At 67.8% G+C, this 14,847-nt stretch carries 10 protein-coding genes, 4 pseudogenes and 1 other annotated feature; of the genes and pseudogenes, 10 read left to right on the forward strand and 4 right to left on the reverse strand.

All coding sequences use genetic code 11. The features are described from left to right. Positions 1-49: 49 nt before the first annotated feature. From BQ8420_RS05050 to nirB, 3 genes and pseudogenes are all read right to left on the reverse strand, one after another. Positions 50-322 (reverse strand): annotated as a pseudogene (locus BQ8420_RS05050) (nitrite reductase (NAD(P)H)); the annotation flags it as partial. A gap of 12 nt (positions 323-334) precedes the next feature. Further along, positions 335-1,566 (reverse strand): IS3 family transposase gene (locus BQ8420_RS05055; protein ID WP_235005928.1). Its coding sequence is split into 2 segments (ribosomal slippage): positions 335-1,287 and positions 1,287-1,566, totalling 1,233 coding nucleotides; the frame shifts between segments, so codons are not numbered across the junction. Then, positions 1,175-1,288 (reverse strand) — a sequence feature (AL1L pseudoknot). It overlaps the preceding gene by 114 nt. Further along, positions 1,538-3,757: a nitrite reductase large subunit NirB gene (gene nirB / locus BQ8420_RS05060; RefSeq protein ID WP_235005929.1), complete on the reverse strand. Its 2,220-nt coding sequence runs from the start codon at positions 3,755-3,757 to the stop codon at positions 1,538-1,540. The genes BQ8420_RS05055 and nirB overlap by 29 nt, the downstream gene beginning before the upstream one ends. A gap of 551 nt (positions 3,758-4,308) precedes the next feature. On the opposite strand from nirB, the gene BQ8420_RS05065 reads away from it, so the two are divergent. The 6 genes and pseudogenes from BQ8420_RS05065 (at position 4,309) to BQ8420_RS33190 (ending at position 8,531) form a co-directional block, all read left to right on the forward strand. After that, on the forward strand, positions 4,309-5,268 hold the full coding sequence (locus BQ8420_RS05065) for a tyrosine-type recombinase/integrase (RefSeq protein ID WP_087096645.1): 960 nt from the start codon (positions 4,309-4,311) through the stop codon (positions 5,266-5,268). A 177-nt stretch (positions 5,269-5,445) separates the two neighbouring features. Then, positions 5,446-5,874: pseudogene (locus BQ8420_RS05070) on the forward strand (ISAs1 family transposase); the annotation flags it as partial. A 216-nt stretch (positions 5,875-6,090) separates the two neighbouring features. Beyond that, positions 6,091-7,239 carry a glutathione-independent formaldehyde dehydrogenase gene (locus tag BQ8420_RS05075; RefSeq protein WP_087096646.1) on the forward strand — a complete coding sequence of 383 codons (1,149 nt, stop codon included), beginning with the start codon at positions 6,091-6,093 and terminating at the stop codon, positions 7,237-7,239. 406 nt (positions 7,240-7,645) lie between these two features. Next, positions 7,646-7,852, forward strand: a pseudogene (locus BQ8420_RS32575) (DJ-1/PfpI family protein); the annotation flags it as partial. A gap of 125 nt (positions 7,853-7,977) precedes the next feature. After that, positions 7,978-8,172 (forward strand): hypothetical protein, encoded by a 195-nt coding sequence (locus BQ8420_RS32235; protein WP_017607668.1) that lies wholly within the window; start codon positions 7,978-7,980, stop codon positions 8,170-8,172. Between the two features lie 50 nt (positions 8,173-8,222). Further along, positions 8,223-8,531, forward strand: coding sequence for a putative quinol monooxygenase (locus tag BQ8420_RS33190; RefSeq protein WP_083917893.1), 309 nt, complete (start codon positions 8,223-8,225; stop codon positions 8,529-8,531). A 974-nt stretch (positions 8,532-9,505) separates the two neighbouring features. Here BQ8420_RS33190 and BQ8420_RS05090 read toward each other — a convergent pair. Further along, positions 9,506-12,469, reverse strand: a complete 2,964-nt coding sequence (locus BQ8420_RS05090) for a Tn3 family transposase (protein ID WP_255404818.1) — start codon at positions 12,467-12,469, stop codon at positions 9,506-9,508. 317 nt (positions 12,470-12,786) lie between these two features. Between BQ8420_RS05090 and BQ8420_RS05095 the strand changes: the two genes are divergently transcribed. The 4 genes and pseudogenes from BQ8420_RS05095 to BQ8420_RS05105 all read left to right on the forward strand — a co-directional run. Beyond that, positions 12,787-13,266, forward strand: a complete 480-nt coding sequence (locus tag BQ8420_RS05095; protein WP_087096649.1) for a DUF6194 family protein — start codon at positions 12,787-12,789, stop codon at positions 13,264-13,266. A 142-nt stretch (positions 13,267-13,408) separates the two neighbouring features. Continuing rightward, the gene (locus tag BQ8420_RS32245) at positions 13,409-13,567 is read left to right on the forward strand and encodes a hypothetical protein (protein ID WP_200815804.1); all 159 of its coding nucleotides are present in this window, start codon (positions 13,409-13,411) and stop codon (positions 13,565-13,567) included. 13 nt (positions 13,568-13,580) lie between these two features. Next, positions 13,581-14,219 (forward strand): DsbA family protein, encoded by a 639-nt coding sequence (locus tag BQ8420_RS05100; protein WP_087096648.1) that lies wholly within the window; start codon positions 13,581-13,583, stop codon positions 14,217-14,219. A 204-nt stretch (positions 14,220-14,423) separates the two neighbouring features. Beyond that, positions 14,424-14,847: pseudogene (locus BQ8420_RS05105) on the forward strand (hypothetical protein); the annotation flags it as partial.

The raw sequence follows: 14,847 nt of genomic DNA on the forward strand, positions 1-14,847 counted from the left end.
CCTCTACTCCTCTCTTTTCGTCGGCAGCGTCTGTTGTGTTTTAGAGTCTGGTGTGGGGGGCGTTGGTGAAGGAGACGAAGCGGGCGAGTTTGTCGGGGTCGGAGAGCACCTGGGCCCATTCGTCGGTGTAGGAGGCCACATGGTCGGCCATGGTGGCTTCCAGGTCGGCGGCGATGCCCAGGTGGTCGTGGACCACGACGGCGCGTAGGTGGTCCAGGCCGCCGTCCAGGGCCTGGATCCAGGGGGCGGTGCGTTGGAGGCGGTCGGCGGTGCGGATGTAGAACATCAGGAACCGGTCGATGTAGCGGATGAGGGTTGTTTCGTGCCGGGTTCTTTAGAGGCTCGGAACCAACGCTTCGTCGTGTGCTGACACGGATTGCTGCCGGTAGAAGTGGTCTTCGAACTCCGCTGGCGGAACCAGTCCGATCTCGCCGTGCAGGCGGCGATGGTTGAACCAGTCAATGTACTCGGCCACCGCGATCTCGACCTCGTCCAGACTCTTCCAGGGCCCGCGGTTACGGATCAGTTCGGCCTTGAACAGCGAGTTGAACGCCTCGGCCAGGGCGTTGTCGTAGGAATCGCCGGTGGTGCCGACCGAGGCCACCGCCCCCGCCTCGGCCAGGCGTTGGGTGTAGCGCACCGCGAGATATTGCACGCCGCGGTCGGAGTGGTGGATCAACCCGTCGATGCGCCGGCCGACATGGGACCGGTTCCAGACCGCCATCTCCAACGCGTCCAGGGCCAGGTTGGTGTGCAGCGACCTCGCTACCTGCCAGCCCACCACGCGGCGTGAGTGCACGTCGATGACGAACGCGGCGTAGACCCAACCCGCGAAGGTGCGGATGTAGGTGATGTCAGCGACCCACAGCTGGTTGGGCGCATCGGCGGTGAACGCTCGCTCCACCAGGTCGGGCCGAGTGTCCGAGGCCCTGGATCCCGTCGTGGTGCGGGGCTGCTTGGTGCGGGCGATGCCGCATAGCCCGGCCCGTTTCATCAGGCGTTGGACCGTGCAGCGGGCCACCCGGTGGCCTTGGCGGTTCAGCTCGGCGTGGACTTTACGGGCCCCGTACACGTCGTAGTTGTCAGCGTGCACCTGGTGGATCTTGGCGGTGGTGACCTCATCGGTGCGTGAGCGCAGCGACGGGGCCCGGCTTTTGGCGGCGTAGTAGGTGGATGGGGCGACCTGCAGCGTGCGGCAGATCGGCTCGACCCCGAACTCCTGTCGGTGGATGTCGATGAACGCGACTATCTGATGTGTGGGCGGTCGAGCTCCGCCGCGAAGAAAGCCGACGCGGACTTGAGAATGGCGTTGGCTCGCCGCAGTTCGTGCACTTCGCGTTCGAGCTCGGCCAGGCGTTGGGCCTGGTCGGTGGTGGTGCCGGGGCGGTCGCCGGCATCGACCTCGGCCTGGGTCACCCAGTTGCGCAGGGTCTCGCGGTTGATGCCCAGCTGGTCAGCGATACGAGCGATGGCACCGCTGCGGCCGGCCGGGTCCCGGCGAGCGTCCACGGCCATGCGGGTGGCGCGTTGTCGCAGCTCATCGGGGTATTTCCTCGGTGCTGGCATGTCTCTCATCCTTCCCAGGTTTGAGAGCCTCCATCACACCCGGCACGAAACAGGTGTCGGTGTCCAGGTCGGTGGCCAGGAGTTCGGCGTGGCGGGGGGTGAAGCCGCCGTTGCCGCCCACGTACAGGTTCCAGCCGGTGTCGGTGGCGATGACGCCGAAGTCCTTGCTGCGGGCCTCGGCGCATTCGCGGGCGCATCCGGAAACGGCGGCCTTGAGTTTGTGGGGTGAGCGCAGGCCTCGGTAGCGCTCCTCCAGGCGGATGGCCAGGCTGACCGAGTCTTGGACTCCGAAGCGGCACCAGGTGGTGCCCACGCACGACTTGACGGTGCGCAGGGATTTTCCGTAGGCGTGTCCGGATTCGAAGCCTGCCTCCACCAGGCGTGCCCAGATGGTGGGGAGTTGCTCCAGGCGGGCGCCGAACATGTCGATGCGCTGGCCGCCGGTGATCTTGGTGTAGAGGCCGAAGTCGCGGGCGACCTCGCCGATGATGATGAGTTCGTCGGGGGTGATCTCCCCGCCGGGGATGCGCGGCACCACCGAGTAGCTGCCGTTGCGTTGCAGGTTGGCCAGGTAGCGGTCGTTGGTGTCTTGCAGGGTGGCCTGTTCGCCGTTGAGGATGTGGCCGTTGCCTTGGGAGGCGAGGATGGAGGCGATGGCGGGTTTGCACACGTGGCATCCGCGGCCGGTGCCGTGGGCTGCGATGAGTTCGGAGAAGGTGGTGATGCCGGTGGAGCGGACGATTTCCCACAGTTCGGTGCGCGAGTGGGTGAAGTGTTCGCACAGGGCGTGTGAGCGGGCGATGCCGGCCTCGGCCAGAAGCTTTTCGAGCATGGGTACGCACGAGCCGCAGCTGGTGCCGGCGCGGGTGGTGGACTTCAGGGCGGCCACGTCATGGGCGCCCTGATCGATGGCGCTGGTCAGTCCGGCTTTGGTGATGGCGTTGCAGGAGCAGACCTGGGCGTGGTCGGGTAGGGCTTCGGTGCCCGGGGCGGTCCCGCCCGAGGGGCTGATCAGAGCCAGTGGATCGCCGGGCAGGGGTTGTCCGACCAGGGGGCGCAGGGTGGCGTAGGCGGTGGCGTCGCCGATCAGGATGCCGCCGAGCAGGGTCCTGGCGTCGTCGGACAGGACGAGTTTGGCGTAGCGGCCGCCGGCAGCGTCGTTGACGACCACGTCCAGGGCTTGGGGCGGGCCGGTGTGGGTGTCGCCGAAGCCGGCCACGTCCACGCCCAGAAGTTTGAGTTTGGTGGAGGTATCGGCGCCGGTGAAGGTGGCGTCTCCGCCCAGGAGGCGGTCGGCCAGGACTTCGGCCATGGCGTTGCCGGGGGCGATGAGTCCGTAGATGGTGCCCTCGTGGTGGGCGACCTCACCGATGGCGTGGATGGTGGGGTCGCTGGTGGTGCAGGTGTGGTCGATGTCCACGCCCCCGCGTGGGCCCAGGCGCAGGTCGGCGTCGCGGGCGAGTTCGTCGCGGGGGCGGATACCGACGGAGAACACGACCAGGTCGGTGTCCAGGTGGCGGCCGTCGTCCAGGAGTAGGCGGTGTACGCGCCCATCGGGGCCGGGTTCGATGGCGGTGGTGGCGGCACCGGTGTGCACGTGCACGCCCAGGTCGGTGATCAGTCGTTCGAGGAGGGCTCCGCCGCCCTGGTCGATCTGGGCGGGCATCAGGTGGGGTGCCAGTTCCACCACGTGGGTGCGCACGCCCAGCAGGCGTAGGGCGTTGGCGGCTTCGAGGCCGAGTAGGCCGCCGCCGATGACCACGCCGGTGCGGGCGCTTCGGGCGTCCCGGGCCAGGTCGTCCAGGTCCTCGATGGTGCGGTAGAGGTGGCATCCGGGCAGGTCGTGGCCGGGTACGGGGGGTACGAAGGGGGCGCTGCCGGTGGCCAGGACCAGGCGGTCGTAGGGCAGGGTGCGGCCGGTGTGGGTGGTGATGGTGTGTTGGGTGCGGTCGATGGTGGTGACGCGTTCGTCGACGTGCACGTCCACGTGGGGGCCGGCCACTTCGCCCAGGGACAGGTCTTGGGCTGTGGTGTCTTGGAGGTAGCCGGACAGGGCTACTCGGTCGTAGGCGGTGCGGGGTTCCTCGCCCACCACGGTGATGTTCCATCGGTGGGTGTGGTCGCGGTCGTTGAGGGCTTCGATGAGTCGGTGGCCGACCATGCCGTTGCCGATGACGACGAGTTCTTCCACGGGTGGCCTCCTGTGCGGTCGGGTGGGGCGCGCTTTTCAGGTAACCGGGTGGGTGTTTCCCTGGGGTTGGGTGGTTGTGTCAGGCAGGTTTCGTTGTGCTGTCACCGCAGGTGGAGGGTGCGTGATCGGGGCGGTGCGGTGCTGTGACGTGGTCGGACGTGGGGTGTGGGCCGGTGTGAGGGATGGTGCACATGCTCGGTCGCACGTGCCCGGGGTGTGCCTTGGCCTCTGTGCGCTCTTGGGGGTCGGTTCGTTCGGGCCGGCCGGGGGCGAACGAGTCGGTGGTGTCGGTGCGCGGCGAGGTGGCGCGCACGGTGTGCGTGCCGGTGATGGTGTTCTGTGATGTCGGCCCAGTTCTCCCGAAGGCCCGGCAACAGGACAAGTAACCCGCGAGTAACTTAGTCGACGTTCGCAGCGGGTGTCGTACTTCTGGAAACTAGTGTTCCCGGAATTAGACTGGCCGGGTGACTTCTGGAAACACAGCTTCCTCCGCTGAACAGGCTACTGATTCGACTTCTGGAAACACACACACCGGGCGGCCGCGCCGAACCGTGGCGCTGCCCGGCGACCTGGACGCCGAACGCGCGGCCTTCGCCGAGAGACTGGCCTCGGCGACCGACCTGGGCGCGGCCACCCGCGACAAGTACCGGCGCAACGTCGGCTACTTCCTGGCCTGGCTCGCCGACGCGCGCGAGGCCGGCGCGCTGGACGGCGACCCGCTCACCGATGCGACCGCGCGGGACTGGGCGGTGCGCGACTGGCGGCGCACCCTGAAGAACACCCGCACCCGCGCGGGTGCTCGCCTGTCGGCGGCCACGATCAACAACCGCCTGGCCGCGCTGGATGCCTTCTTCGCCCTGCGCGGTTCAGGGCGCCCCGAGGTGGTGCGCGAGCACTTGGCCCGTCCCAGCGCCCCACGGGCTCTGGATGGGCGGGCCAAGCTGCGGTTCCTGCGCACCGTGGCCCGGGACGCCTCGGTGCGCGACCGGGTGATCTGCCACCTGGCCTACTACGCCGGGCTGCGGGTCGCCGAGATCGTCGCCCTGGACGTGGCCGATCTGCGGCTGTCGGCGCGCAAGGGCACGGTGCGGGTGCGCGGCAAGGGACGCCTGGGCGGCAAGGACCGCACGGTGCCGCTGCACTCCGAGGTGCGCTCCTCGCTGGAGCGGCTGTTGGACGAGCTCGGCCGCCCCGGCGCGGGGCCGCTGGTGCGCAACCGCGACGGGGGGCGGTTGTCGACCCGGGCGGCCGCCGCGGCGGTCACCGCGCTGGGCGCGGCGGCGGGGATCGGGCCGGACGATGACGGCGAGGCGTTCGGACCGCACGTGCTGCGCCACACCTTCGGCACCGACCTGGTGCGCGGCCGCGGCGATCTGGCGCGCGATCCGGTGGACCTGGTGACGGTCGCCGAACTGATGGGGCACGCCGACATCAACACCACCCGCCGCTATGCCCTACCCACCGAAGCCGACAAAGCCACAGCCCTGGAGGCGCTCACCATCGACCGGTGAGCGGCCGGAGGCCTACCGCTAAATCCTGTAGTAATCCTCTCGACCCCCATCTGTGACCTCAGGTCGGGTCGCCCGGGGGTGAGATTCCCCCGGGCGACCCGACCTCAGACCGCTCCCGAAGCTACTCACGGGTTACTTTGCCCCTCGCCGTAGCTTCGGGAGAACCGGGCCGAGACCGAGCGCGGGCACGGACGGGCCGAAAGGCGCACGGTCAAGGTCGTTACCGCACCCCGGATCACTTTCCCGCACGTGGCGCAGGTGCTGCGGGTACACCGGTGGGTCAAAGAGTTGGCCACCGGTGATGTGCGGCGCACCTACGCCTATGTCGTGACGAGTTTGCCCGCTGAGCGGGCCGATGCTGCCCGGTTGGCGGGCCTGGTGCGGGGCCATTGGCGGATCGAGGTGCTGCACCATGTGCGGGACGTGAGCTTTGGTGAGGACGCCTCGCGGGTGCGGTGCGGGCACGGACCGCAGAACATGGCGATGCTGCGCAATCTGGCGATCCCGCTGCTGAGCGAGTTGGGGATGAGCGGCATCCCCGAGGCCACGCGGTGGGTGTCCTACGAGACCTTCACGCGCCCTCTCGAGCTTCTCCAGATCCCCTGACCAGCACGGGTGCAGCCCTCATCCGACTTTGCAACAGCCCTGTGGTGGACCCGGTGTCCGGGCTCTTGTGGCGGTCAGTCACGAAACCTTGACGTGTTTTGTCCGAACCACGCGCGTAATGCTGTTTCGTCCTGGTGCTAGGAGAGCAGGGTCTGAAGCAGGGGCAGGCAGCCCCGCCAGCCCGATTCCGTCCCGCACCCATTCTTGGAGAAGATCATGAAGGCTCTTGTGTACAACGGATCCCGCGACGTATCCGTCAAAGAGGTGCCGGACGCCAGGATCGAGCGTCCCACCGACGTGCTCGTGCGCATCACCGCCACCAACATCTGCGGTTCCGACCTGCACATGTACGAAGGACGCACCGACCTGGAGCCCGGCAAGGTGCTCGGGCACGAGAACCTGGGCGTGGTCATCGAGATCGGTGACGGCGTGGAGCGCGTCAAGGTCGGCGATCACGTGTGTCTGCCGTTCAACATCGGCTGCGGGTTCTGCCGCAACTGTGAGAGCGGCATGCCCTCCTACTGCCTGACGGCTAACCCCGACCCGGAGATGGCCGGGGCCGCCTACGGCTTCGCCGGGATGGGCCCCTTCTCGGGCGGGCAGGCCGAGTACCTGCGCGTGCCGTTCGGGGACTTCAACTGCCTGCGGCTGCCCGAGGACGCGCAGGAGAAGGAGGACGACTACGTCATGGTCGCCGACATCTTCCCCACCGGCTGGCACGCTACCCGCCTGGCCGGGCTCAAGCCGGGTGAGTCCTGCGTGGTCTACGGCGCGGGTCCGGTCGGCCTGATGGCGGCATATTCGGCGCTGCTGCAGGGGGCGTCCCAGGTGATGGTGGTCGACCGCCATCCCGACCGGCTGCGCCTGGTGGAGCGGATGGGGGCGATCCCCGTCGACGACTCCAAGGGCGACCCGGTCGAGCAGATCCTCAACCTCACCGACGGCCGGCGTGCGGACTGCGGCTGCGAGTGCGTCGGCTACCAGGCCCACGACCATCTCGGTGTCGAGCACCCCGAGATGACCATGAACAACCTGGTCAAGTCGGTGAAGTTCACCGGCGGCATCGGCGTCGTAGGCATCTTCCTGCCCTCCGACCCCGGAGCGTCGGACGAGATGGCCCGCAACGGCCGGCTCGACTTCGAGATGGGGACGTTCTGGTTCCAGGGTCAGAGGATCGGTACCGGCCAGGCGCCGGTGAAGGCCTACAACCGGCAGCTGCGCGACATGATCCACCAGGACCGCGCGAAGCCGTCCTTCATCGTCTCCCACGACTTGCCGTTGCAGAGGGCGCCGGAGGCCTACGAGCACTTCGACAACCGCGAGGACGGCTGGACCAAGGTGGTACTCAAGCCCGCCATGGCGTGAGCGGCGCCGCTGTCGGCCCGTGGGTCCGTGGGTCGGTGGGTCCGTCAGGGCCCGTCAACCACGGAGCCGACACCACGCGGGCCCGAAGGAGCTTAGGTTCTAACGGTGGTAGCCGTCTCAGCTGGGGATCGGCTTACGGCACTCGCGGCGCGACCGTGTGGCGGTGATCGCCCGAGACGCAGCGTCGGCCCGGCTCACCGACAGCGGTCAGAGTCCCCCTCGTCCGGCCGCACAGCCCTTGACCCCACCCGCCTTGGGCTCGTGCTCGATGGGGTGAACACCGTGGGCACGCGGCCACGCCTGCACGGCCCGTCGATCCGCGCTAACCGCCCTCGGCGGGTGGTTTCGACCCGGCCTGACCGGGCAACTCTGTGGTTATCCCACACTATGAGGAGGCGCGATTCCCATGGCAGAAGAGCTGCGCGGCCGACGGGTCGCGATCTTGGCCACTGACGGTGTCGAGCAGGTCGAACTGACCCAGCCCCGCGAGGCGGTGGAGCAGGCCGGGGCGCAGGTGACGCTGCTGTCGATCCACACCGGAGAGATCCAGTCGATGAACGCTGACATCGACAAGGGCGATACCTTCACCGTCGACCGGCTGGTCTCCTCCGTTCGGTTCACCGGCGGCATCGGCACCGTCGGGGTGTTATCCCCCAGGACCCGGGCGGGCCGGACGAGCTGTCCCAGCAGGGCAAGGTCCGCTTCGACTTCGGCAACTTCTGGTTCAAGGGTCAGCAGATGGGCACCGGGCAGGCCCCGATCAAGCGCTACAACCGCCACCTGCGCAACCTCATCGCCGCCGACAAGGTCACCCCCTCCTGGATCGTGTCCCACAACCTGCCGCTGGAGAAAGCCCCGGACGCCTACAAGCACTTCGACGCCCGCGAAGACGGCTGGACCAAGGTCGTCCTCAACCCCGGCACGGCGGCCTGACTTGTCCGCCGCGGCTTTGAACAGCACCCGTTTGAGTAGGAGGCCAGAGCATGGCTGAATCGGTGACCGTCGGGCTCCTCGTCCGGATCGAGGCGCTACCGGGCCACGAGAAAGAGGTCGAAGACTTCCTGCAGCAGGGGCTCGGCATCGTGGAGCAGGAGCCCAACACGGTGCGGTGGTTCGCCATCCGCTTCGGGCCCTCGTCGTTCGGGATCTACGACGCCTTTCCCGACGACTCCGGCCGCCAAGCCCACCTCTCGGGCCAGGTCGCCCAAGCCCTCGCCGACAACACCGGCACCCTGTTCGCCCAGCCCACCATCGAACCGGTGGACGTAATCGCCGAGAAACCACCGAGCTGATCACCGAACGGGCGACTCGGGGTGATGGTGGGGTCCGAGTAGGAACGGAACGGTGAGTACCGGCAACTGTCACATCTGTTGACACCCGTGGCGGGGCGCGCCACGCTACCGGCATGGACAGTGACGCGGTGGCCTTCGTCAGAGCCGAACAGGTCCCCGCTGGAGCCGCCGTTGACGCCCAGGTACCAGCGGAAGGTTCCGGACTCGACGCCGGTGAAGGTGGCGGCTTCGCCGTCGCAGTCCAAGCCGTAGACGCTGCCTACCTCATCCCACCCGTACCAGACGTCCTGCTCCAGGCGGATGTAGAAGGTCCCGAGGCCGGGGTCGCAGTTGGTGATTGAGTCGACCGTGATGGTGTGCGTGCCAGAGTCGGTCGCGGTGTAGTTGCGGGAGAACACGACGCCGTCAAACTCAGCATCCCAGGAGAAGTATCCCGTCATGAGCTGGCTCGAGAAGGTGGAGCCGTCCTCATAGGTGAGCGTCGTGGTGTCGCCGGCGGTCTCCACGTCGGCCACCTATGAGGCCTGCGGCTCCGGGACCTCAGCGGCCAGGGCCGAGGCGGAGGGAGCGAGGCTGAAGGCCAGAGCGGCGGCTCCGGTCGTGGCGATGACACGGGAGGTGACGCGCATCAAAAAGCATCCTCTACACAAGGGGGAATGATCGGACGATACTCACCTTTACCGTCATGCTGCACAGCAACCACCCGGGGCCACATTTGGCCACAGCAAACACAGCTGCCCCTGCTCAAAGATCCTAAGGCTTGGTATCGAACGGATGAGGGCCATGATCCTCTTCCTTGGCATCAACTCATCTGTTAAAGCCCTTTGATGTCCTGGTGACCTCGCTCATGAAAGGAGTATTGCCGCTTGAGCTGGGAAAATGGCATACCAGAGCGCCCGGGAAGACCGCCAACCGCACACGTAAAAACCAGACGTGGTGCCATTTTCCTGCTTGTCGGTGTCAATGCCAGATCCTCACACGGCCAGGTCCAGGCGTTTGTCCATGTCTAGGTCGAACCGGCCGTAGGGGTTAATGTGGGTCCAGAACAGCGGGTTGAGCGCCCGCCGGTCCTCGGGAGTGAGCCGCCCCGCCCAGGCCGGGTCTTCCAACACCCGTTGCAGGAGCAGGGTGTTGACGTAGACCAGCGCGGACTGGAGCAGGTGCAGGCACAGCATGGAGATCTCGGCGTGCTCGCGATCGCCTCCGGTGAGCACGCCCTCCTTGCCATAGAAGAACTTGTCGTTGGCGCCGTTCCAGTTCTCCACCACCTCCAGGCCGCCGTGGATCTCCCTGCGCAGTGCCTCGTCGGCCAGGTAGTCGCAGGCGAAGATGGTGCGCACCGCCCGGCCGAGTTCTTCGATGGCCTGATAGACGGGGTTCTTGGGGCCGCCGCCCTTGGTGAAGCGGCGCAAGACCTGCTCGGTGTCGGCCGTGCCCAACCTCAGGGCGGTGGCGTAGGCGACCATCTGGTCGTAGTTGCGCTCGATCAGCGCCCAGTCGATGGGCCGGTTCTTGACCACCCGCTCCAGGCGCGGCCAGGTGGCCGGGCCGGTGTCGGGGCTGTACAGGCGCACCGCGCCGATGTTCTTCAACCGCGGCAGTAGCTTGAACCCGAGCAGCTCGGTGAAGGCGAACCCCACAATGCTGGCGCCGTGGGTGTCGGTGTAGTTGGCCTGAACGTCGGCGTCGGTGCAGTGGCGCAGGACCCCTTCGATCATCGCCGCGACCTCGGAGGAGGAGCACGACTTGAGCTGGGAGTAGATGCAGGCCCGGCCCTTGTCGACGTGCCAGTAGATCATCACCCCATGCCCGCCGTAGCGGGCGTGGAACTCCGTCATCAGGTTCGACTCCCAGGACCCGAACCGTTTGGAGTCCGACGCGGTCGTGGTCGCGGTGCCCCACCAGGTGGCATCGCGGGCGGCGAAGGTCTCATTCACCACGGTCGCGATGGCGCGGCGCAGGTTGTCGCGGGTGATGTGGCTGGCGCGGGTACGGCGCAGCGCCCCCTCGTCCTCGCCGTGGTCGCCGGTGGCGATCATCTGCTTGATGCCCATGTTGGTACCCAGCGCGAACAGGCACAGCAACAACCGGCGGTGCAACGTCGCTTTCGGGATGGCCTCGCGGGTGGCCACCGAGGCGAACTCGGAGCAGAACCCGGTGAGCAGGGCGGTGTCCTTGAGGATGTCGAGCAGGTCGATGGTGCCCCACCGCCTGAGCACCTCAGCCTTGAGCGCTCCCAGGTTCTGCGGCTCGGGCAGTGGTTCCAGCTTCGGGACACTGATCCAGGGCTGGCCTTTGCGGGTCACGATCCGCACCCCGCCGGTAGTGCCCTCCGACATCGCGGTGTTCAGCCGGTCCAGGGCCGCTCGCATCCGGGTGCGTACCCCGTCCACGAACGCGTTCGGCTCCAGGGGCTTGTTCAACGCGGCGTAGTGCACGTCCCGGTTGTCGGCGAAGTCGCCGGGCAGATCGGTGTCAGGATCGCGCCACTTCCCCGCGCCCTGAACGTAGATCTCGCGGCGGCGCAGGGCCTCGCGCAGCGCGATGAGCACGCACAGCTCATAGGGGATGCGCTCCACCCGCCCCGAAGCCTGGTCGGTGACCGCTTCGTGCCAGGCCTTGGGCACCACGCCCTCGATCGGCACGTGCTCGGCGGTCCCGTAGAACTTCTCGGAGCGGTCGACGTCGGTGTAGCGGCCCAGTAGCTCGATGGCCTCCATCACCGGCCGGTAGGCGGTGTTGTTGCAGGCAAACGACAACGCGGCCAACAAGGGGGAGAGCATACGCCGATAGTGGTGGGAGTAGGAGCCACGCAGCTGGTAGCGCACCCGCTCAGCCATCGCCTTCTCCGTGGCCATCAACTCCCGCGCGAGCTTGCGCAGCGTCTTCTCCCCACCCGGAACCGCGCCGAAGATCACCTCGGCCACCGTCCCGCCCGGCTCGGCCAGGGAGGCGTCCACCATCCGGCGCAAGATGCCCTTCTTGCCCGGCACCGCGCTCAACTCCCCGATCAGCTCCTTCTCCACCCGCTTCTCCGCGCGGGCGTTGATCCGGTGGATGAGCCGGATCAGCAGCTCTACCAGGGAGTCGATCAGCTCGGCCTGACGGGTCCAGCACAACGCGGCCAGCAGGGTGTAGCGCACCGCCGGGGCGCATTCGGCGAAGTCGGAGGGGTACATCCGCGCCGCACGCGAGCGCCAGGCGGCCACGATCTTCTCCGACACGCCCCCGAACGGCTCGTCCGGTAGGCCCAGGGCCTGCACGGTCTTGAGCTTGTCGACCTCCTCCAGCAGGGTCTCCAACCCCAGCGGCCCCGGGTCGGACTTCACAGCCCCCAGCACGCCCTCGGTACCCAGCACCTTGGACTCCAGCCGATCGCAGATCCCCGGGCCCAGGCGGGTCATCACGCTGGTGGTGAAGGCCTCCTCGAACCGGCGCACCCCCGAGGCCACGATCCGCTCGATCTGCCCGGGGCGCGGGGGTTCGATCTTCAGGGTGAGGCACCGGCGCTGAACGGCTTGGGCGAGTTCATCACGGCCGGCTTCCACCGGGCACACCTGGTCGGCCAACCAGTCGGCGAGTTGGTTCTCTTCGTCCTCGGTGGCCGCGTGGGTGCCGTAGGTGTCACGGATCTGGCGGCGGTGCCGCCCTGGAACTCGCGTGTTCCAGGGGTACTTGCCGAACAGGGTCGGCTCCACGCCCACCTGGTCGGCGACGAAGGGTACCGCCGCCGCCGGGATCTCCTCGGCGTAGGAGGGGAAGCGGCCCTCGATCTGAAAGAACTTGAGCTTGAGCGCGAACCCGAGCCGGGTAGCGCCGCTCTTGTTGCTCAGCAGCTTGCGGTCGCCCTCTTCCAGGGTCCACTCATCGACGAGCTGTTCAGGGGTCCAGTCCTGGCGCATGAAGGTGCTCCGCGATCGTGTGCGGTCAGTCGACAGCGCACACGATGGCGGACAGGTGCTGGGTTACCGGGGAGTTCGTCTGATCCGTGATCTCGAACTGGACTTTAAGTTACTTACGGGTTACTTGTCCTGTTGCCGGGCCTTCGGGAGAACTGGGCCATGTCTGGTCGAATCCGTGCTCGCCCCGGTCGGGGTTCACCGGAACTTGATTTGAGGGTTTTGGCGCGCTAGAGGCTGGTCTTGTGGGAGTGATCGTCTTCAGGTCTCATAAAGCAGTTCAATGGAACACTCGAAGGTAGGGATGGGTCCGACATTCGGGGTCGGCCCCCTGGTGATGAAGAAGGGGTGTGCGGGTGGAGGCGGAAGAGATCATCGCTTTGGTGTCCGGCCTGGGGGCGGTGCGGGTGGACCGGGCGAGCCGGGAGAGCGGGGCGCCCGAGGTGGCCTGGGGCGACACCTTCTTGACCTACGAGCCCGAGGGGCGGGCGAGCGGTCGGGGATTCCAGCCGTTCGTGACGGTGGTGACCAAGGACTACCCGGACTTCGACACCGCCTCCGCCCTGGACCGGGAGGGGGTCTTCCGGGTCAACGTCGCGGTGGGAGGCGAGCTGTTCACCGAGGTGGTGGGCCACTCCCCCGCCGAGCACACCCGCCAGGGCGCCGACGTCGACTTCGCCGAGATGGATCGGCTGATGCCGCATCCTACCTACGCCGCTCAGGGATGGGTGGCGGTGGTGTGCCCGGGCCCGCGCACCACCGACCGGCTGCGCGGGTTGGTGCGCTCGGCCTGGGAGCGGGCGGCTGAGCGCCACCGGGCGCAAACCGCTGGGTAGGTACCCTCGAAAAGGTGATAAATGGAGTGGGAGGCGGGAAGCAACCGACCGGGCTCGCTGTTGTCATCACCGGATCGGGTGCGCGTGACTGTGCCCGGTCCGGTGTCGTCGAAGGCGGCGCCCACCGACCGGGAAAGGGGCCTTGGAGTTGAACGAGGGCGAGTCCGAACGGCACGACCAGGGGCCGGCTCCCACGGCCTCTGAGGACGAGGAGCGGGTGCGGGAACTGCCCCGGGTGCGGGGTCTGGTGACGTTGGGTTCCGAGGACGCGCCCGTGTGCTCGGACGGGATCTGTTTCTGATCGGGGAATGGCATTGAGAATCGAAGTGTGGTCCGACATCGTCTGCCCGTGGTGCTACATCGGCAAGCGCCGCTTGGAGCGGGCGTTGGCGGATTTCGAGCACGCCGACGAGGTCGAGGTCCTCTGGCGCAGTTTCCAGCTGGACCCCACCTTCCCTCCCGGGGTGAGCGAGCCGGTCTATGACTCTCTGGCCAAGAAGATGAACGCCCCACGCGAGCAGGTGCGGGCCATGACCGATCAGGTCCAGCAGGTCGCCGCCCAGGAGGGGCTGCGCTATGACTTCGAAGGCGGGGTCATGGTCAACACCTTCGACGCCCACCGACTGACCCATCTGGCCCGGGAGCACGGTCTGGGCGAGGCGGCGCACGAGCGGTTGATGAGCGCCCAGTTGGTGCAGGGGCGTGTGCTCAACGACGTGGACACGTTGGTGGAGTTGGCCGGTGAGATCGGGCTGGACACCGAGCGGGCCCGCACCGTGTTGGAGGGTGAGGAGTACACCGAACAGGTGCGCGCCGACATCGAGGAGGCTCGACGTCTGGGCGCCACGGGGGTGCCCTTCTTCGTGCTGGATCGGTCCCTGGGCCTCTCTGGGGCCCAGCCGTTGGAGGTCTTCAGCTCCGCGTTGGACAAGGCCTACGCCCAGAAGGGCTGATCGAGAGGTTCGCCCCGGGTCGTGAAGGGGGCCGGTGGCCATGTCCCATGGCCCCGGCCCCCTTCGTCGTGTTCGTGGCCCACCCCCCGGGGTGGTGGGCGTGTTCCCTCCCTCGGGGGAGGATGAAGGGTCCTTGTTGGGGAGGTGCGCGCCGGTCCGGGCGAGGAGGGTGGAGGTATCGCCCTTCGAGCAAAGGAGCCCGTGATGACCTCTGCACCCGCCCCATCCGAGGTTGGAGTGTCCGCGCCCCGCCGGGAGGTGCTGCCCTGGGCGGCGCTGGTCTGGTCCGTGGCCCTGTTGGGGCTGGGCATCGGCTGGGCCGGGGGCCTGTTGCCGGTGAGTGTGGCCACCGAGCGGGGGTTCGGGTCGGTGTTCGTCCTGGCCGGTCCCGCGGCGGCCACGGTGTGCGTCCTGGTGTTGGGCGTGCTGGGTGTGGCGCTGTCACTGGCCGCACGCGCCCCGCACCCGCGCTGGGGCGGGCCGGTGCAGGTCGGCTCCTGGGTGGTGGCCGCCGCGGTGCTGTCGCTGTTCGTCGACGGGCAGATGCTGGCCTGGCTGGGTTATTCCATGATTCTTCCGGTGGTGGGTTGGGTGGTGCCCGGCCTGGCCACCACCTGGGTGGAGGCCA

The organism is Nocardiopsis sp. JB363 (assembly GCF_900143625.1).
Taxonomy (GTDB): domain Bacteria; phylum Actinomycetota; class Actinomycetes; order Streptosporangiales; family Streptosporangiaceae; genus Nocardiopsis.

Excerpts from the sequence above, each read along its gene's own strand:
- BQ8420_RS32235 (WP_017607668.1), top strand. The coding sequence starts at position 7,978 with ATGGGCACCGGGCAGGCCCCGATCAAGCGCTACAACCGCCACCTGCGC.
- BQ8420_RS33190 (WP_083917893.1), top strand. The coding sequence starts at position 8,223 with ATGGCTGAATCGGTGACCGTCGGGCTCCTCGTCCGGATCGAGGCGCTA.
- BQ8420_RS05075 (WP_087096646.1), top strand. The coding sequence starts at position 6,091 with ATGAAGGCTCTTGTGTACAACGGATCCCGCGACGTATCCGTCAAAGAG.